Origin of the sequence: Pseudomonas sp. AL 58 (assembly GCF_036348395.1) — a bacterium.
GTDB classification, from domain to species: Bacteria; Pseudomonadota; Gammaproteobacteria; order Pseudomonadales; family Pseudomonadaceae; genus Aquipseudomonas; species Aquipseudomonas defluvii.
Genome location: NZ_JAZBQR010000003.1, coordinates 259,921 through 276,974 on the forward strand (window position 1 = coordinate 259,921; position 17,054 = coordinate 276,974).

The 17,054-nt window shown below is 60.8% G+C and carries 18 protein-coding genes and 3 pseudogenes; 6 read left to right on the top strand and 15 right to left on the bottom strand.

Annotated elements, in window-relative coordinates; all coding sequences use genetic code 11:
* The first annotated feature begins 111 nt into the window (after window positions 1-111).
* The 3 genes from UIA24_RS04175 (at window position 112) to UIA24_RS04185 (ending at window position 2,673) form a co-directional block, all read left to right on the top strand.
* Window positions 112-909, top strand: a complete 798-nt coding sequence (locus tag UIA24_RS04175; RefSeq protein WP_176717448.1) for a transporter substrate-binding domain-containing protein — start codon at window positions 112-114, stop codon at window positions 907-909.
* A 74-nt stretch (window positions 910-983) separates the two neighbouring features.
* Complete coding sequence (locus UIA24_RS04180) at window positions 984-1,946, top strand: amino acid ABC transporter permease (protein WP_065760651.1); 963 nt, start codon at window positions 984-986, stop codon at window positions 1,944-1,946.
* A complete protein-coding gene (locus tag UIA24_RS04185) occupies window positions 1,939-2,673 on the top strand; it encodes an amino acid ABC transporter ATP-binding protein (protein WP_065760652.1) in 735 nt (244 codons plus the stop codon). Before UIA24_RS04180 ends, UIA24_RS04185 begins: the two co-directional genes overlap by 8 nt.
* Window positions 2,674-2,856: 183 nt before the next feature.
* On the opposite strand, the pseudogene UIA24_RS23190 reads toward UIA24_RS04185, so the two are convergent.
* The 13 genes and pseudogenes from UIA24_RS23190 to ubiE all read right to left on the bottom strand — a co-directional run.
* Window positions 2,857-3,607: pseudogene (locus tag UIA24_RS23190) on the bottom strand (methyl-accepting chemotaxis protein); the annotation flags it as partial.
* A pseudogene (locus tag UIA24_RS23195) lies at window positions 3,590-4,690 on the bottom strand (methyl-accepting chemotaxis protein); the annotation flags it as partial. The pseudogenes UIA24_RS23195 and UIA24_RS23190, both read right to left, overlap by 18 nt.
* A 236-nt stretch (window positions 4,691-4,926) precedes the next feature.
* Entirely contained in the window at window positions 4,927-5,799 is an 873-nt protein-coding gene (locus tag UIA24_RS23200) for a methyl-accepting chemotaxis protein (protein ID WP_442963004.1), read from the bottom strand.
* A pseudogene (locus UIA24_RS23205) lies at window positions 5,782-6,843 on the bottom strand (methyl-accepting chemotaxis protein); the annotation flags it as partial. The gene UIA24_RS23200 and the pseudogene UIA24_RS23205, both read right to left, overlap by 18 nt.
* A gap of 78 nt (window positions 6,844-6,921) precedes the next feature.
* Window positions 6,922-7,629: a 16S rRNA (uracil(1498)-N(3))-methyltransferase gene (locus UIA24_RS04200; RefSeq protein ID WP_330522257.1), complete on the bottom strand. Its 708-nt coding sequence runs from the start codon at window positions 7,627-7,629 to the stop codon at window positions 6,922-6,924.
* Window positions 7,626-8,417: a twin-arginine translocase subunit TatC gene (gene tatC, locus UIA24_RS04205; RefSeq protein WP_065761271.1), complete on the bottom strand. Its 792-nt coding sequence runs from the start codon at window positions 8,415-8,417 to the stop codon at window positions 7,626-7,628. Before tatC ends, UIA24_RS04200 begins: the two co-directional genes overlap by 4 nt.
* Window positions 8,414-8,800 (bottom strand): Sec-independent protein translocase protein TatB, encoded by a 387-nt coding sequence (gene tatB / locus UIA24_RS04210; RefSeq protein WP_099773364.1) that lies wholly within the window; start codon window positions 8,798-8,800, stop codon window positions 8,414-8,416. Before tatB ends, tatC begins: the two co-directional genes overlap by 4 nt.
* Before the next feature lie 3 nt (window positions 8,801-8,803).
* Window positions 8,804-9,061: a twin-arginine translocase TatA/TatE family subunit gene (locus UIA24_RS04215; protein WP_065761269.1), complete on the bottom strand. Its 258-nt coding sequence runs from the start codon at window positions 9,059-9,061 to the stop codon at window positions 8,804-8,806.
* 17 nt (window positions 9,062-9,078) lie between these two features.
* Window positions 9,079-9,420 carry a phosphoribosyl-ATP diphosphatase gene (locus tag UIA24_RS04220; RefSeq protein ID WP_065761268.1) on the bottom strand — a complete coding sequence of 114 codons (342 nt, stop codon included), beginning with the start codon at window positions 9,418-9,420 and terminating at the stop codon, window positions 9,079-9,081.
* 1 nt (window position 9,421) lies between these two features.
* A complete protein-coding gene (hisI, locus tag UIA24_RS04225; protein ID WP_065761267.1) occupies window positions 9,422-9,814 on the bottom strand; it encodes a phosphoribosyl-AMP cyclohydrolase in 393 nt (130 codons plus the stop codon).
* Window positions 9,815-9,886: 72 nt separating this feature from the next.
* On the bottom strand, window positions 9,887-11,494 hold the full coding sequence (gene ubiB / locus UIA24_RS04230; protein ID WP_330522258.1) for a ubiquinone biosynthesis regulatory protein kinase UbiB: 1,608 nt from the start codon (window positions 11,492-11,494) through the stop codon (window positions 9,887-9,889).
* On the bottom strand, window positions 11,491-12,114 hold the full coding sequence (locus UIA24_RS04235; RefSeq protein ID WP_065761265.1) for a ubiquinone biosynthesis accessory factor UbiJ: 624 nt from the start codon (window positions 12,112-12,114) through the stop codon (window positions 11,491-11,493). Before UIA24_RS04235 ends, ubiB begins: the two co-directional genes overlap by 4 nt.
* Window positions 12,114-12,884 (bottom strand): bifunctional demethylmenaquinone methyltransferase/2-methoxy-6-polyprenyl-1,4-benzoquinol methylase UbiE, encoded by a 771-nt coding sequence (gene ubiE, locus UIA24_RS04240; protein ID WP_065761274.1) that lies wholly within the window; start codon window positions 12,882-12,884, stop codon window positions 12,114-12,116. Before ubiE ends, UIA24_RS04235 begins: the two co-directional genes overlap by 1 nt.
* Window positions 12,885-13,014: 130 nt before the next feature.
* Between ubiE and UIA24_RS04245 the strand changes: the two genes are divergently transcribed.
* From UIA24_RS04245 to UIA24_RS04255, 3 genes are all read left to right on the top strand, one after another.
* Window positions 13,015-13,290, top strand: coding sequence for a polyhydroxyalkanoic acid system family protein (locus tag UIA24_RS04245; protein WP_065761264.1), 276 nt, complete (start codon window positions 13,015-13,017; stop codon window positions 13,288-13,290).
* Window positions 13,291-13,477: 187 nt separating this feature from the next.
* On the top strand, window positions 13,478-13,900 hold the full coding sequence (locus UIA24_RS04250) for a phasin family protein (protein ID WP_065761263.1): 423 nt from the start codon (window positions 13,478-13,480) through the stop codon (window positions 13,898-13,900).
* Between the two features lie 10 nt (window positions 13,901-13,910).
* Window positions 13,911-14,666, top strand: coding sequence for a phasin family protein (locus UIA24_RS04255; RefSeq protein ID WP_099773366.1), 756 nt, complete (start codon window positions 13,911-13,913; stop codon window positions 14,664-14,666).
* Between the two features lie 67 nt (window positions 14,667-14,733).
* Here the strand turns inward: UIA24_RS04255 and UIA24_RS04260 are convergent, their stop codons facing one another.
* Window positions 14,734-15,348 carry a TetR/AcrR family transcriptional regulator gene (locus tag UIA24_RS04260; protein WP_065761261.1) on the bottom strand — a complete coding sequence of 205 codons (615 nt, stop codon included), beginning with the start codon at window positions 15,346-15,348 and terminating at the stop codon, window positions 14,734-14,736.
* Window positions 15,349-15,361: 13 nt separating this feature from the next.
* Window positions 15,362-17,044: a class II poly(R)-hydroxyalkanoic acid synthase gene (gene phaC, locus UIA24_RS04265; RefSeq protein WP_330522259.1), complete on the bottom strand. Its 1,683-nt coding sequence runs from the start codon at window positions 17,042-17,044 to the stop codon at window positions 15,362-15,364.
* Window positions 17,045-17,054 lie beyond the last annotated feature (10 nt).

Sequence of the window (17,054 nt, forward strand, 5' to 3'; positions counted from 1 at the left end):
GCCTTGCGGCGCATGGGGTAGCATCGCGCACTTCGATACAGTGCGTCGTCCATCAGGGCGATCTGCGATCACAATAAAATTCGAGCTTTCCTGTTGGGGGATCTGGTGATGATGAAAAAGTACCTGTCGATGCTGCTGGCCGGCGTCGCAGCACTGGCTACAGTGGCAACGGCCCAGGCCGGGGCAATTGACGACGCAGTCAAGCGCGGCACCCTGCGCGTGGGTATGGACCCTACCTACATGCCGTTCGAGATGACCAACAAGCGTGGCGAAATCATCGGCTTCGAAGTCGACCTGCTCAAGGCCATGACCAAGGCCATGGGCGTCAAGCTGGAGCTGGTGTCCACCAGCTATGACGGTATCATCCCGGCGCTTCTGACCGACAAGTTCGACATGATCGGCAGCGGCATGACCCTGACCCAGGAACGCAACCTGCGTCTGAACTTCAGCGAACCCTTCATCGTGGTCGGCCAGACCCTGCTGATCCGCAAGGAGCTCGCAGACAAGGTCAAGTCGTACAAAGACCTGAACACCGACGAGTACCGTATCACCTCCAAGGTGGGTACTACCGGTGAACTGGTCGCCAAGAAGCTGATCGGCAAAGCCAAGTATCACGGCTACGACAACGAGCAGGAAGCCGTGATGGACGTGGTCAACGGCAAAGCCGATGCGTTCATTTACGATGCCCCCTACAACGTGGTTGCGGTGAACAAGGCCGGTGCTGGCAAGCTGCTGTTCCTGGACGAGCCGTTCACCTATGAGCCGCTGGCCTTCGGCCTGAAGAAAGGCGACTACGACAGCATCAACTGGATCAACAACTACCTGCACCAGATCCACAACGACGGCACTTACAAACGTATCCATGACAAGTGGTTCAAAGACACCGCTTGGCTCAAGGACATGGAATAAGGCCGTCGTTCGACTGGCTTGAAACCTGACGCGCAGGCTAGCCCTGCGCGTTCGCTTTTACGGAACTACCTTTCGTGATTAAACACAAGAAAGCTCAGTGGCCTTGGCACGGGCTGACCGCATTGGTGTTGGTCGGCCTGGCCGTCAGCCTGTATTACGCGACCTCGGTGATTTCCTACGAGTGGCGCTGGAGTCGGGTGCCACAGTATTTCGCTTACCAGGCTGAAGAAGCGCAGCGCGCGGCCGGCTACGGCAAGGTCGAAGCCATTGTGCAGCAGGGCAGCATGGCCAAGGTCACCCTGCGCGACGAAGACGGCGGCGAACAAGTGCTGGACGTCGAGCAGAACAGCCTGCAGCTGTCCAAGGGCGACGATGTTGCTGAAGGCGATCTGGTGGGTGTCACTCGGCACTGGACCGCAGGGCCGCTGGCCTGGGGCCTGTGGACCACCGTATGGATTTCGCTGGCCTCCGGTGTGCTGGGCCTGCTGGTCGGCCTGGTGGCCGGTTTGTGTCGGCTCTCGAACAACCCGACCCTGCGCGACCTGTCGACGGTGTACGTCGAGTTGGTGCGTGGTACGCCGTTGCTGGTGCAGATCTTCATTTTCTATTTCTTCATCGGCACGGTGCTCAACCTGTCTCGAGAGTTCGCCGGGGTGGCGGCCCTGGCGCTGTTTACCGGTGCCTACGTGGCCGAGATCGTGCGTGCGGGGGTTCAGTCGATTGCCCGTGGTCAGAGTGAAGCCGCCCGCTCGCTGGGGCTGAGCGCGAGCCAGTCGATGCGCCATGTGGTGCTGCCACAGGCATTCAAACGTGTCCTGCCGCCGCTGGCAGGGCAATTCATCAGCCTGGTCAAAGACACGTCGCTGGTCTCGGTCATTGCAATCACCGAATTGACCAAAAGTGGCCGTGAGGCAATTACTACCTCGTTCTCGACCTTCGAGATCTGGTTCTGCGTTGCCGGCCTGTACCTGCTGATCAACCTGCCGCTGTCGCATTTCGCCAGCCGGCTTGAGCGGAGGCTCGCGCAAAGTGATTGAAGTTCGCGATCTGGTAAAAGTCTTCGATACCCGTGGTCAGGTGGTACGAGCTGTCGACCACGTCAGCACCGACGTAGCCAAGGGCGAAGTATTGGTAGTGCTCGGTCCTTCGGGGTCGGGCAAGTCGACCTTCCTGCGCTGCCTCAATGGCCTGGAAAGTTTTGATGAGGGCTCGGTGGCCATTGACGGCTTGCAGTTGAACGACCCGAAGACCGACATCAACGCCTATCGTCGTGAAGTCGGCATGGTGTTCCAGCACTTCAACCTGTTCCCGCACATGACCGTGCTGGAGAACCTGTGCCTGGCACAGAAGGTGGTGCGCAAGCGCAGCAAGCAGGAGCGCGAGGCCAAGGCGCGGGCATTGCTGGAGAAGGTCGGTATCGGTCAGAAGGCCAACGAGTACCCCTCCAGGCTCTCGGGTGGCCAACAGCAGCGCGTGGCGATTGCCCGGGCACTGTCGATGGACCCGAAGGTGATGTTGTTTGACGAGCCGACCTCGGCACTCGACCCGGAAATGGTCGGTGAAGTGCTGGACGTCATGAAGACCCTGGCTGTGGAAGGCATGACCATGGTCTGCGTCACCCACGAGATGGGCTTTGCCCGCGAAGTTGCGGACCGGGTGCTGTTCTTCGATCACGGCAAGCTGCTGGAGGACTCGCCACCCGAGGCGTTCTTTACCTCGCCAAAGGACCTGCGTGCCCAGGCGTTCCTGCGCCAGGTGCTGTAGCGCTTGTGTCATGGGCGCTGGTTCGCCAGCCCCCATGCTCGGGTCATTCCTTGCGCAAGGCTCAGATGCCGAATCGGCCGACCATCGTCGTCAATTGATTGCCCAGTTTCTGTAGCTCCACGCTCGATCGGGTGATCTGTGTGCTGGCCGATGCGGTTTCCTCGGCAACATCGCGCACATTGATCACGTTGCGGTTGATCTCCTCGGCGACTGCGCTTTGCTCTTCGCTGGCTGTCGCGATCTGCTGGTTCATGCCCTGGATGTTCGAGACGCTGTGAGCGATCTGGGCCAGGGCCGCGCCAGCTTTTCTGCTGAGGGCAACGCTGTCCTGGGTCAGGTTCCTGCTGCTGTCGAGCAGTTCAACGACCTGAGCGGTACCGTTGTGAAGGTTGGCGATCAGTTCCTCGATTTCCTCGGTGGACTGCTGGGTGCGTTGTGCCAACCCTCGTACCTCATCGGCAACTACGGCGAAGCCTCGTCCAGCCTCACCTGCCCGGGCCGCCTCAATGGCGGCATTGAGTGCCAGCAGGTTGGTCTGCTCCGAGACCGACTTGATCACATCCAGAATGCTGCCAATGCGCTCGCTTTCCTGCGCCAACTTGCCCATTGCCTGGATTGAACGGTTGACTTGATCCGCCAGCTGTTCGATTTGTGCGACGGCTTCCGCGACGACCTGATCGCCCAGTTGGGCCTGATGGTCGGCATCACAGGCTGCAGCCGAAGCCTGTTCGGCATTGCGAGCCACCTCCTGTACCGTTGCGGCCATCTGGTTCATGGCGGTCGCCACCTGATCGGTTTCCTCCTTTTGGCTGCTGACACCGCCGTGTGTCTGAGCGGCTACTGCCGAAAGCGTTTGTACGGCGTCCGACAGCTGGGAAGTGCTATGACCAATACCGCCGATCAACTCGCGCAGGCTTAAGGTCATGCGGTGCATGCTGCGTTGCAACTGGCCCATTTCATCCCGGCGCGTCACCTCGCTATCGCCGCTCAGGTCACCCTGAGCAATCCGTGCGGCCAGCTCAAGGGTGTGTCGCAGGGGCGTGGTGATCTGCAGGGTGATAATCCACGCAGCCAGAATACCGACCAGCAGTGCCAGCGCGGAGACGCTGCTGAGGGCGGCTTGCGCGGTGTGCGCCTCTTGCTCTTGAACACTGAGTTGATGGTCTGTCAGGCGTTGGCCGACTTCACGCATCTGCTTGCCAAGGGTTTCCAGATCATTCTGTACATTTTCGACTGCAATGGCTGCATTACGGTACTGATCCAGCGCCTGGCCATAGCGGCTCAGTGCTGAGCCGCTCGCCTGCAGTGCCGAGGTGTCCGTCAGCCGGAGTTGAGCCAGTGCCGTGCCCAACTGACCGAGTGCCGACTCGGCAGCGGTCATCGCCTGCTTGCCGACATTGGCAAAGGCACTGGTAGGGTTGGACATGTAGGCTGGCACCTGACGTTGCTGACTGACATTGTCGATCTGCCGCCCCAGGTTTTCCAGCAGCGTCAGCGCCTTGGAGCGAGCCGTCTGGTTATGCTCCGTATCCTGCAGGAGCAGGAGCTGCTTCTCGATGGCATCAATCGTGTCGAGAACTTGCTGCTCCTGAACCTCCAGCGCTTGAAAGTGCGTCATGCGCAACGTGACGGCTTTTTGCAGGGTGTCGAAGTCGCGCTGGTAGGCGTGCACGAGCTGTTGCTCGTCGTTCAGCAATTTCAGTTCTACGGGGTCGTCGAACTGCGGCAGCATGAGCTCCAGCATGTGCTGCATGTCGTTCAAGGCCTTGAGTACCTGGCCCTTGCTCTCATCGTCAGCCAACACCCGGAAGGTGATGCGCTCGGCGCGCAGATCCTTGTTGAGCTCACTGAGTCGGGCAATGCTGGACAGTCGCTTTGAGCTCTCAATGGCATCACCCAGCGCGGTCCAACCGAACAGGGTTATGGCCAGTGTCAGCGACAGAACCATGGCAAAACCGGCGGCGAGTTTGAGCTTGACGCTCAGGTTGCTAAGCAGGCGGGACAAGGGTCCGAACATGGCGGTTCTCCTGAATGATGAAGGGCTTCGCACCTGAAGGGGGAGGCGCGGCCATTGTGCTCATCGGCCGGAGAACGAGGACCTGAACCTGTGAGTGATGTAGGAAATTTCGCCTAAGTTTGCGTGAAATTGGAGTTTTTTACGTTATTTGTAGGGCTTTTCTTTCATGCATACATGCGCGCGCCGCCCGAGGCCAGAAAGCCAGGGGCGGCGCGCGTTTACAGGGTGTTTAATGACTACAGGCGAAACTTGCCGACAAGCGTCTGCAGGTGAGTGCCCAGGCGCGCCAGCTCGACGCTGGAGGCTGCGGTCTCTTCACTGGCAGCGGAGGTCTGGTCAGAGACGTCACGCACATTCATCACGCTGCGGTTGATCTCTTCTGCCACGGCGCTCTGTTGTTCTGCCGCGGCTGCGATCTGCTGGTTCATCGACTGGATGGACGACACGGTACGGGTGATCGTCTCCAGCGAGGTGCCGGCACGACGGGTCAGTTCGACGCTGCTTTCGGTCAGGCCACGGCTGCTGTCCATCACGCTGGCCGCTTGCTGGGTGCCATGTTGCAAGCTGGCGATCAACGCTTCGATCTCCTCGGTCGAGTGCTGTGTGCGTTGTGCCAGGCTGCGCACTTCGTCGGCCACTACGGCAAAACCACGCCCGGCTTCACCTGCTCTGGCAGCCTCGATGGCTGCGTTGAGGGCTAGCAGGTTGGTTTGCTGGGCCACGGCCTTGATCACGTCGAGGACACTACCGATCTTGTCGCTTTCGGTCTTGAGCTGGCTCATGGCTTCGCTGGAGTGTTCCACTTCGGCCGCCAGTCGCTCGATCTGGGCGATGGCCTCGCCCACCACCCGATCTCCTTCGCGGGCCTGCTGGTCGGCCATTACTGCCGCTTCGGAGGCTTCCTCGGCGTTGCGTGCCACTTCTTGCACGGTTGCGGCCATCTCGTTCATGGCCGTTGCGACCTGATCGGTTTCAACCTTCTGGTTGTTGACCCCAGCGCTGGTCTGCTCAGTGACAGCCGACAGCTGTTCGGCCGCGCTGGCAATCTGCGTAACCCCGTCGCCGATACCGCCGATCAGTTCGCGCAGGTTGTGGGTCATGCGTTGCATGCTGTGTTGCAACTGGCCCAGCTCGTCGCTGCGTTCGACGTTGACGTGTTGGCTCAGGTCGCCGTCGGCAACACGGTCGACCACGGTCAGCGTATGGCGCAAGGGCACGATGATTTGTCGCGTGATGACCCAGGCGGCGATAACACCCAGCAGCAGTGCCAGGCCTGTGGCGAGCGTGAGCATCAGCTTGGCGTGCTGCGACTCGTCATCGCGCTGCTGGGTTTGCGACAGCGTCAGCTCGCGACTCAGGTCGAGCAACACCTGGCCCTGCTGTGCCATGCGCTGCAGGGCGTGTTCGCTGGCCAATTGGGCGTCACGGTAGAGGCCAACGGCTGCTCGGTAGCCGGCTAGCGCCTGGCCGGCGTTGGTCAGTGACTCAGTGTGCTCGGTCGGCAATTTGTCGATCAGGGCGTTGAGCTGGGCTGCGGCCTGATCGATGGCGGCGGTGGCGGTTTGTTCAAACTCTGGCTTGCCGCTGTAGGTGTAGCCGCGCACTTGAAAGCGCGCATTCTGCAGCAGCTTGTCAACGGTCATTGCGCTGTTGAACTGGCTCAAGCTTTCACTTTTGAGCAATTGCTGCTCAATCTGCTCGAGCAGGCCGGCAGCGCGGTCAGCGCTCGTACCCAGTTGCCCACGGCTATGCTCGCGATCTTGTGCCGCCTGTTTGAGGTCGGTAAAGGCTCGCTGGTACTCGGCTACGGCATCGATCTGGCGACTGAGGCGGTCGTTGTCCTGGCTGTCGTTGATGCGCTTGCGCACCTGCTGCAGGTTGTCATCCAGGGCCGCCAAGGCTTTTTCTACATTGGCTGCTGCCTCTGCCGTGCGCTCTTTTTCATAGTTCAGGCGCTGATTGCGTAGCTCCTGGGTCTGCTGGCTCACGCGGGAGATTGCTGCAAGCTTGTCGCCGCGGTCGATAACCCCCTGCAAGCCCTGCCAGCCGGTGAAGGTGATGATCAGGGTTAACAGCAGCACCAGGCCAAAGCCAATCCCGAGTTTCAGGTTAACGCTGAGATTGCCGAGTTGATGGGAGAACCAACGGTACATGGTGCGACTCCTTGCCAGCGGTCGAGGCGATTCATTGTTCTAATGCCAATGCATCGGCCTCGATCATTGAACCTGAAGTCAGAAAAGTCTGGCGAGCAATGCGGTTACTGCCGTTTCCACGCGTAGGATTCGGTCACCGAGCTGTACCGGCGTCAGGCCTGCCTTGTTCAGTAGGTCGATTTCATAGGGGATCCAGCCACCCTCCGGGCCAATGGCCAGGGTTACCGGCTCGTCCAGGCCACGTGGGCAGGGGGGATGATTACCGGGGTGACCGACCAGCCCGAGGGTGCCGGCACTGATGGCCGGCAGGCGATCTTCGACAAACGGCTTGAAGCGCTTCTCGATGATCACTTCGGGCAGCACGGTGTCGCGTGCCTGTTCAAGGCCGAGAATCAACTGCTCGCGAATGGCGTCGGGCTCAAGGAACGGCGTTTGCCAGAAGCTCTTCTCGACCCGGTAGCTGTTGACCAGGATCAGTTTCGGTACGCCCATGGTCGCAACGGTCTGGAACACACGGCGTAGCATCTTGGGACGAGGCAGTGCCAGCACCAGGGTGAGCGGCAGCTTGGCCGGTGGCGGCTGGTCGAAGGTGACCTGCAACTCCGCCTCATGCCCTTCCAGTCGCAGTACCTGAGCCTGGCCCATTTGCCCGCCAAGCCGGCCAACCCGCAGGTTGTCACCGACCGCTACCCGGTGAATTTCCTGCATGTGGGTAAAGCGGCGGTCGCCCAGCACCACCCGGTCAGCCGCAACGAAGTCGGCTTCCTCAAGTAACAGCAGGTTCACGCTTGGGTCGCTGGCGGCTGGTCGTTGTGGTCTTGCTCGGGTGCCTCAGGGTGTTCGCTGCGCTTGCGGATCAGGCCGCCGAACAGTACGCCAATCTCGAACAGCAGCCACATGGGCACTGCCAGCAGCGTCTGCGAGAAGATATCTGGCGGGGTCAGGATCATGCCTACGACGAAGCAGCCGATGATCACGTAAGGGCGTATCTTCTTCAGGTACTTGACGTCGACCACGCCGATCCAGACTAGCAGCACCACCGCCACCGGAATTTCAAAGGCAACGCCGAAGGCGAAGAACAGGGTCATGACGAAGTCCAGATAACTGGCGATGTCCGTCATCATCGAGACGCCTTCCGGTGTCGCGCTGGCAAAGAAACCGAAAATCAGTGGGAACACCAAAAAGTAGGCGAATGCCATGCCGGCATAGAACAGCAGGATGCTCGATACCAGCAGGGGCACGGCGATGCGCTTTTCGTGGCGATACAGGCCGGGCGCGATAAACCCCCAGATCTGATGCAGGATCAGCGGGATCGCCAGAAACAGCGAGACGATCATGGTCAGCTTGAACGGCGTCAGGAACGGCGAGGCCACATCGGTGGCGATCATCGTTGCGTTGGCCGGAAGGTGTGCGCGTAACGGTGCCGACACCAGGGTGTAGATCTGCTGCGCGAAGGAGAACAGCCCGGCGAAGATCAGGAAGATGGCCGCAACACAACGCAACAGGCGTGTGCGCAGTTCAGTGAGGTGTGAAACCAGCGGCATTGGCTGGTCGTTTTCCGGGATATCGCTCATGGTGCTCGCGGCGGTTGTGGCGAATCGTTGAGAGGCGCAGGCGCAGCCGGTGCGTCCGTGGCAGCTGGCGTCAGGCTCGGCGCTGGCTGTGCGGGGCTGCTTTCAGCCGGTGGCTGGAAAGGCTGGGGCGCTACGCTCTGCGGATTGAGGATCTTGCGTGCTTCTTGCTCCATCGAGAGGATGTGCTCGTTGTGCAACTGGCGACGAATTTCGTCGGCGCCGATCTCACGCTCCACTTCCTGCTTGATTGAATTGAAGCTGCGCTTGAGCCGCCCGATCCACAGGCCCGCAGTGCGCGCCGCGCCGGGCAGGCGTTCTGGGCCAAGTACCAGCAAGGCAACCAGGCCGACGAGCAGCAGCTCGGAGAAGCTGATCCCGAACATGGGTTAGTCCTTCCGGACCGGTTCTTGCCGGACGGGCTCTTCGACCTTGTGTGCCTGGCCGTCGATGGTTTGCGATGAGTGTGCCTGGGTAGGTTGGGCAGGCGCTGCGTCGGCGGGCTTGTCTTCCTCGTTCATGGCCTTGCGAAAGCCCTTGATCGATTCGCCCAGGTCGCTGCCGAAGTTCTTCAGCTTCTTGGTGCCGAACACCAGCACCACGACGACCAACAGTACGATCCAGTGTTTCCAGTCAAAAATACCCATGGTGCACTCCTTCGAATTTATTCAGTCAGATCTGGCTTGCGCGCAGCTTTTTCGGCGTGCCCGGACAGGCCAAAGCGACGGTCCAGTTCGTCCAGTACCGCTTGGGGGTGCTGTCCCAACGAGGCCAGCATTACCAGGCTATGGAACCACAGGTCTGCGGTTTCGTAGATGACATCGCTGTAGTCGCCACTGGCAGCAGCATCCTTGGCAGCAATGATAGTCTCGATCGATTCTTCGCCGACCTTTTCCAGGATTTTGTTCAGGCCCTTGTGGTACAGGCTGGCGACGTAGGAGCTGTCGGGTGCTGCGCCTTTGCGCGCCTCCAGCACTTCGGCCAGACGGGTCAGGGTGTCGCTCATGTCAGTGTCCTGCGCTGTAGATGGCTTGTGGATCCTTCAGAACCGGGTCGACGGTTTTCCATTCGCCGTTCTCGAAGACACGATAGAAGCAGCTTTCACGGCCGGTATGGCAGGCGATATGGCCCAACTGCTCGACCATCAGGATGATCACGTCGGCGTCGCAGTCCAGGCGCATTTCGTGCAGTTTTTGCACGTGCCCCGACTCCTCACCCTTACGCCACAGTTTGCCACGCGAACGCGACCAGTAGATGGCACGCTGCTCAGCGGCAGTCAGGGTCAGTGCTTCGCGGTTCATCCAGGCCATCATCAGTACGCGCCCGGTCTTGTGGTCCTGGGCGATCGCCGGTACCAAACCGTCGCTGTTCCAGTTGATCTCGTCCAGCCAGTCTTTCATGAAAAACTCCAAAACCACACTCGATCTTATGTCGAATGTTTTCGCTAGTTTGCCAGCCAGGTGTCTGGCTGGCTATCGACGCACGATCAGGTAGAGCCCGGCGGCGAGCATCAGCCAGGCCGGCCAGGCCGCGGGAGCACTGAGGCTGATGGCACCCGCGGCGAGGGTTGCGCCACCGGCGAGCAGGCCGGCGCCCAAAAGGCGCAGCGCCCAGCTGTCGGTGTTCTGGCGCCGGGCCGTTGATTGCTCGCTGGCATGCGGTTGCGACAGGCGTTCGAGCAGGTCGCGGGCCATACCGGCCAGATGGGGTACCTGTTCAACCTGGTTGTGCAGGTTCTGCAGCAACGATTTCGGGCTGACGCGATCACGCATCCAGCGCTCCAGGAACGGCTGTGCGGTGCTCCACAGGTCTAGCTCGGGGTAGAGCTGACGGCCCAGGCCTTCGATGTTCAGCAGGGTTTTCTGCAGCAGTACCAACTGAGGCTGGACTTCCATGTTGAAACGCCGGGCTGTCTGGAACAAGCGCATCAATACCTGGCCGAAGGAGATGTCCTTCAGCGGTTTCTCGAAAATCGGCTCGCATACGGTGCGGATCGCCGCCTCGAACTCGTTCAGCTTGGTGTGCGCAGGCACCCAACCCGAGTCGATATGCAATTGCGCGACGCGGCGGTAGTCACGCTTGAAGAACGCGAACAGGTTGCGCGCCAGGTAGTCCTGGTCTTCGGGGGTCAGGCTGCCGACGATGCCGCAGTCGATGGCGATGTACTTCGGGCTCCACGGCTTCACGGTACTGACGAAGATGTTGCCGGGGTGCATGTCGGCATGGAAGAAACTGTCGCGAAATACCTGGGTAAAGAAGATCTCGACGCCGCGCTCGGCGAGCATCTTCATGTCGGTGCGCTGATCGGCCAGGGTCGCCAGGTCTGTAACCTGAATGCCGTAGATGCGCTCCATGACCAGCACTTTCGGCCGGCACCAGTCCCAGTACACCTGCGGAACGTACATCATTTCCGAACCTTCGAAATTGCGCTTGAGCTGGCTGGCGTTGGCTGCCTCGCGCAACAGGTCGAGTTCGTCGTAGATGGTCTTTTCGTAGTCGCTGACCACTTCCACGGGGTGCAGCAGGCGGGCGTCGGATGAGAGCCGCTCGGCGGCACGGGCAATCAGGAACAGCCAGGCCAGGTCTTGGGCAATGATGGGTTTGAGGCCCGGGCGTACGACCTTGACCACCACTTCTTCGCCACTTTTCAGCTGCGCCGCATGTACCTGGGCCACAGAGGCCGAAGCCAAGGGCTCGACGTCGAAGCGCCTGAACACTTCGCTGATTTTCGCCCCGAGTTGTTCCTCGATCATGGCGATGGCTTTTTGCGGATCGAACGGCGGTACGCGGTCCTGCAGCAACATCAGCTCATCGGCAATGTCTTCGGGCAGCAGGTCGCGGCGGGTCGACAATAACTGACCGAACTTGATGAAGATCGGCCCCAGATCCTGCAACGCCAGGCGCAGGCGTGCGCCACGGCTCAGCGCCACGGGCTTGCGTGGCAGCCAACGCCAAGGCATGACGAAACGCAGCGCCATCAGCCAGCAGGGCAACGGCAGGGCGAACAGCAGGTCATCGAGACGGTAGCGGATTACGACGCGCTGGATGCGCAACAGACGGCGGACGGCAAGCAGCTTCATGCGTTATCGCTGGATTCAAGGGATCGGGCAAGGCGCTCAATACGCGCCTCGAGACGTTCTATATCGACTTTGAGTGTGTCGAGCTCGCTGAAGCGCACCTCTGCTTCGCGCTGCCCAACCAGTGTCCGGGCCTCTTCGGCCAGGTACTCGGCGATGTTCTGGTTGAGGCTGGACAGGCCTTGGCGGGTCCACTGGGCGCGGCTGCGCAGGTGACCGCTGATCAGTTGCGTAGCCACCGGCCCGAGCCAGCGGGAGACTTCATACTCCCAGTCCAGTTCAAGGTCTTGTAGCACTGCGACCAGGTCCAGCAGTGCTCCACTGTCACCGTCGAGTTCGACCTCCGGGCTGTGCAGCACGGCGGTCTTGTCCTTGCTCATGGCCAGGCGCATCAGGCTTGAAGCCGGTGCACGCAGGGTGCAGTCGGCGTCGTTTGCCCAATGCGCGGCGAACAGCAGGCCTTCATCGCTGGGCAGGATGAACAACTGCAGCGCTGGCTGGCGACAGTCGATGGCAATCACCTTGCCCTCGAGCCGTGCCAGGCGTGGCAGTGCCGTGCTGTCCAGGCGCAAAACACGGTTGACCCCGTGTTCGACACTGGCGAGAAGGCCGCTCAGCAACATCAGGGTTTGATGCCGCGGTGCAGGGCAACGATGCCGCTGGTCATGTTGTGATAGGTCACGCGGTCAAAACCGGCTTCAACCATCATCGCCTTGAGGGTTTCCTGATCCGGGTGCATGCGGATCGATTCGGCCAGGTAGCGGTAGCTCTCGGCGTCGTTGGTGATCAGCTTGCCCATCAGCGGCATGAAGGCGAACGAATAGGCATCGTAAACCTTGGACATCACCTTGTTGGTCGGCTTGGAGAACTCCAGCACCAGCAGACGGCCACCGGGCTTGAGCACTCGCAGCATGGAGCGCAGGGCGTCTTCCTTGTGGGTGACGTTGCGCAGGCCGAAGGCGATGGTGACGCAGTCGAAATGGTTGTCCGGGAAGGGCAGCTTTTCGGCATCGGCCTGGACGAACTCGACGTTGCCAGCCACACCCAGGTCGAGCAGCCGATCACGCCCGACCTTGAGCATCGAGGCGTTGATGTCGGCCAGTACGACCTGACCGGTCGGGCCGACCAGGTGGGAGAACTTGCGGGTCAAATCGCCGGTACCGCCGGCGATGTCGAGGACGCGGTTACCGCTGCGAACGCCCGACAGTTCAATGGTGAAGCGCTTCCACAGGCGGTGCATGCCGCCGGAAAGCACATCGTTCATCAAGTCATACTTACCCGCCACCGAGTGGAAAACCTCAGCGACCTTTTCCGCCTTCTGGCTTTCCGGCACGCTCTGGTAGCCGAAGTGAGTGGTGGTTTCGGCGTTTTCGCCTTTGCGCTGATCGTTCATATCGCTGTCACCGGAAAAAATTACCGCCATTCTAGGGCGTGCGGCGTGATTTGTCTTGGCGGGCTGTGTCGCAGGAGGGGGGCGGGCTAATATAGGCCGCCAGTATGCCTTCTTAGCCAGGATTGATTGAATGACCCAGATCAGCGTTGAACGTAGACACAGCCTAGGCCGCGAGGCGGCCCGGCAGAAGGCCGAAGCCCTGGTGGAGCGCCTGGCCCGGGAGTATGACCTCAAGGCACAGTGGGAAGGCGACACTGTCCAGGTCAAGCGCAGTGGCGCCAATGGCAGCATTCAGATCGGTGACGACAGCATTCGCGTCGAATTGAAACTGGGGATGATGCTGTCGATGATGGGCGGGACCATCAAGGCTGAAATCGAGCGGGCGCTGGACAAGGCCCTGGCCTGACATCTCGGTGCTCTTCGCCTGCAACGCCGGTACCTGTCATCGTCACAGGCGTCGGCTTTGCCGCCAAGGGCGTAGTGCGGTTATCTCGCCTTAGGGTGAGCATTCTAATTTTTCCCCCTACCTTGTGCACAAGCCCCGACCTCGTGGGCAGTTTCTCCATTTCCGCGATCAACGTGAGGTGCAGAGCATGGCCAAGGTTTCCCTGAAGCAAAAAGAGCATGCCCAGAGCGGCACGCTGGGTGAGGTGCGCGGTTACGCGCGCAAGATCTGGCTGGCAGGCCTGGGAGCCTATGCCCGGGTCGGGCAGGAAGGTGCCGACTATTTGAAAGAGTTGGTCAAGGCGGGCGAAGGTATCGAAAAACGCGGCAAAAAGCGTATCGACCATGAGCTCGACGCGGCCAACAGCCAGATCGATTCGGTCAAGGATGAGATCAGTGGCGTCAAAGGCAAGGTCGAAGTGCAGCTCGATAAAATCGAGAAGGCATTCGACACGCGCGTCGCCAGCGCCTTGAATCGTATCGGCATTCCGTCTAAACATGACGTGGAGACACTTTCTGCCAAGCTCGATGAGCTGACAGCATTGCTCGAACACGTTGCACGTAAACACTAAGGAGAGCGGGATGGCTGGCAAGAAGAAAGTAGAAAAAGAAGGCAGCTCCTGGGTCGGCGAGGTCGAAAAGTACTCCCGTCAGATCTGGCTGGCAGGCTTGGGCGCTTACTCAAAGATCAGCAACGATGGCAGTAAGTTGTTCGAAACCCTGGTCAAGGATGGCGAGAAAGCCGAGAAGCAGGCCAAGACCCGGGTCGACGAGCAGGTAGATGCTGCAAAGAGTTCGGCAAAGTCCGCGAAATCACGGGTTGGCGATGTGAAGGAGCGGGCGCTGGGCAAGTGGAGCGAGCTCGAAGAAGCCTTCGACAAGCGCCTGAACAGTGCGATTTCGCGTCTGGGGGTGCCTAGCCGCAATGAGGTCAAGGCACTGCATCAGCAGGTCGATACCCTGACCAAGCAGATCGAGAAGCTCACCGGCGCCTCGGTCAAGTCGGTTTCGGCCAAACCTGCTGCGGCCAAGCCTGCCACTGCCGCCAAGCCACTGGCCAAGGCCGCGCCGAAAGCCGCTGCCAAATCTACAGCCAAACCCGTAGCCAAGGCTGCAGCGGCTAAACCGGCTGCCAAGCCTGCAGCTGCAAAAGCCGCGGCCAAGCCTGCTGCTGCCAAGCCGCCCGTGGCAAGAAAACCGGCCGTGAAAAAGGCACCGGCGACCAAGCCTGCTGAAACCGTGAACGCCGCTCTGGCCGCCACGCCAGCAGCAAGCGCGGCGCCAGCCCCGGTCAGCGGTACGCCGTCGGCGACCCCGGCATCTACCAGCCAGGCCTGATCGAGGCGGCTGTCGACAAGCGCCCGGCCTGTGTGCCGGGCGTTTTCAGTTCTGGCCGGTGAGGCTGTCAATCGTCCAGATAACGCAGCGCGAGCTGTTCGGCCGCATGCCGTGGCGCAGGCTCAAGGTGCGGTGCGACCAGCATCATCACCTGATAGACGACGATGCCGACCTGGCTGTCGCGAGCCAGGATGCGCTGGTAATCCATCGAGAACAGCAGGGTCAGGGTGATCTGCTCGACCAATTGGCCGAGGGTGCGCGTGTCGCCCTTGATCTGGCCTTGCGCCTTGAGGCTGGACAGCAGGGCGGCTAGGGTGCGCTTGAGCGCGTTGAGCAGGTTGCGGATACCGCGTGCCAGGCGTGGCAGGCGTCCGGCCAGGTTCGACAGGTCCTGGAACAGGAAGCGGTACTGGGCCATGCGTTCGACGATCAGGTGCAGAAACAGCCAGTAGTCCTCGGCATCCAGGCGCAGGTCGACCGGTGGATCGAGCAGCGGCGTCAGTTCTTCCTCGAAACGCTCGAACAGCCCGAGTACCAGGGGCTCCTTGCCATGGAAGTGGTAATACAGGTTGCCCGGGCTGATGCCCATTTCATTGGCGATCTCCAGAGTCGAGACGTTGGGTTCACCCTGTTGGTTGAACAGTTGCAGGGCACACTCAAGGATACGGTCGCGGGTTTTCATCCGTTCTTCTTGTTCAGCGCACCAGCACGTAGGTGCCGGGTGCGGGGTCCATGGGGGGAAAGTTTGGGTTGCCGAGTACATTCAGGGTTTCGCGTTGCGTCCCGGAGCGTTTCTGTATCCATTCCAGCCACGTCGGCCACCAGCTGCCATCGACCTGCTTGGCGTCATAGAACCAGGCGCGTGGGTCACTGCTCAGTTTCGGGTTTTCCATGAACCAGGCCTTGGGATTGCCCGGCGGGTTGATGATGCTCTGGATATGCCCGCTGTTGGCCAGCAGGAAGCGCCGTTCACCGCCGAGCAGCAGGGTCGAGCGATAGACCGCATCCCATGGGGTGATGTGGTCGTTGTCGCCGGCCACGGTGAAGCTGTCGAGCGTAACCTTCTGCAAGTCGATGGGGGTGCCGCACACTTCCAGGCCAGCGGCGTGGGCTAGCGGGTTGTGCTTGTAGAAGTCCAACAGGTCGCCGTGCAGCGCGGCGGGCAGGCGGGTGCTGTCGTTGTTCCAGTAGAGGATATCGAACGCCGGTGGCGACTTGCCCAGCAGGTAATTGTTGATCCAGTAGTTCCAGACCAGATCGTTGGGGCGCATCCAGGCGAACACGCGGGCCATTTCGCGCCCGTCGAGTACGCCGTGCTGGTAGGAGCGTCGTTTGGCGGCTTCCAGGGTCTGTTCGTCGATGAACAGGCTGGCCGGGCTGTCGAATTGGCTGTCGAGCAGGCTCACCAGGTAGGTGGCGCTGTGTACCCGACGCAACTGGCGCTTGGCTTGCAAATGGCCCTGTAGCGCGGCCATGGTCAAACCACCTGCGCAGGCCCCCATGAGGTTCACGTCTCGGCTGCCGCTGATGGCTCGGCAGGCGTTGGTGGCTTCTTCCAGGGCCTGCACATAGCTGGACAGGCCCCACTCACGGTGGCGCGGGTCTGGGTTGCGCCAGCTGATCATGAACACCTGCAGGCCGTTCTTGAGCATGTACTGGACGAAGCTGTTGTGCGGGCTGAGGTCGAAGATATAGAACTTGTTGACCTGGGGCGGCACCACCAGCAAGGGCCGGGCGTACTGTTTCTCGCTTATCGGCTTGTACTGGATCAGCTCCAGCAGTTCGTTGCGAAACACCACGGCGCCGGGTGTGGTGGCCAGTGTCTTGCCGACCTCAAAGGCCTCCCGGTTGACCTGCCGGGGCATCCCGTCATTGTGCCGCAGGTCATCAAGCAGATGGTTCAGGCCACGCAGCAGGCTCAGGCCGCCGGTGTTAAACAGCTCCTTCACCGCAAGCGGGTTGAGCAGTGAGTTGCTCGGGGCCAGGGCATCGTTGATCAGTGAAAACAGGAAGTGCGCACGGGCGCGGTCGTCATGGCTCAGTTGGCTGCCGTCGATCCACTGGCTTGTCTGCTTCTGCCAGCTCAGGTAGGCCTGCAGGCCACGCCGATAAAAAGGGTTTTGGCGCCAGGTCGGATCGTTGAAGCGCTCGTCGCGAGGGCCGGGTTGATGAGGTGTATCGCCCAGCAGCACCCGACCCAACTGTCCGCCCAGAGCCAGCATGTGTTTGGCTGTGTACAGCGGGTGGCGCAAACCATGGCGACTGACACTGCGCAAGGTCGAGATCAAGTCGCGGCCGCGCAATCCGGTGATCGCGTTCTGCGCGTTGATATAGGTGGCGGGGGCCGGTGGTACGCCCTTCGCGGGTCTGTCTTTCATCAGGCAACAC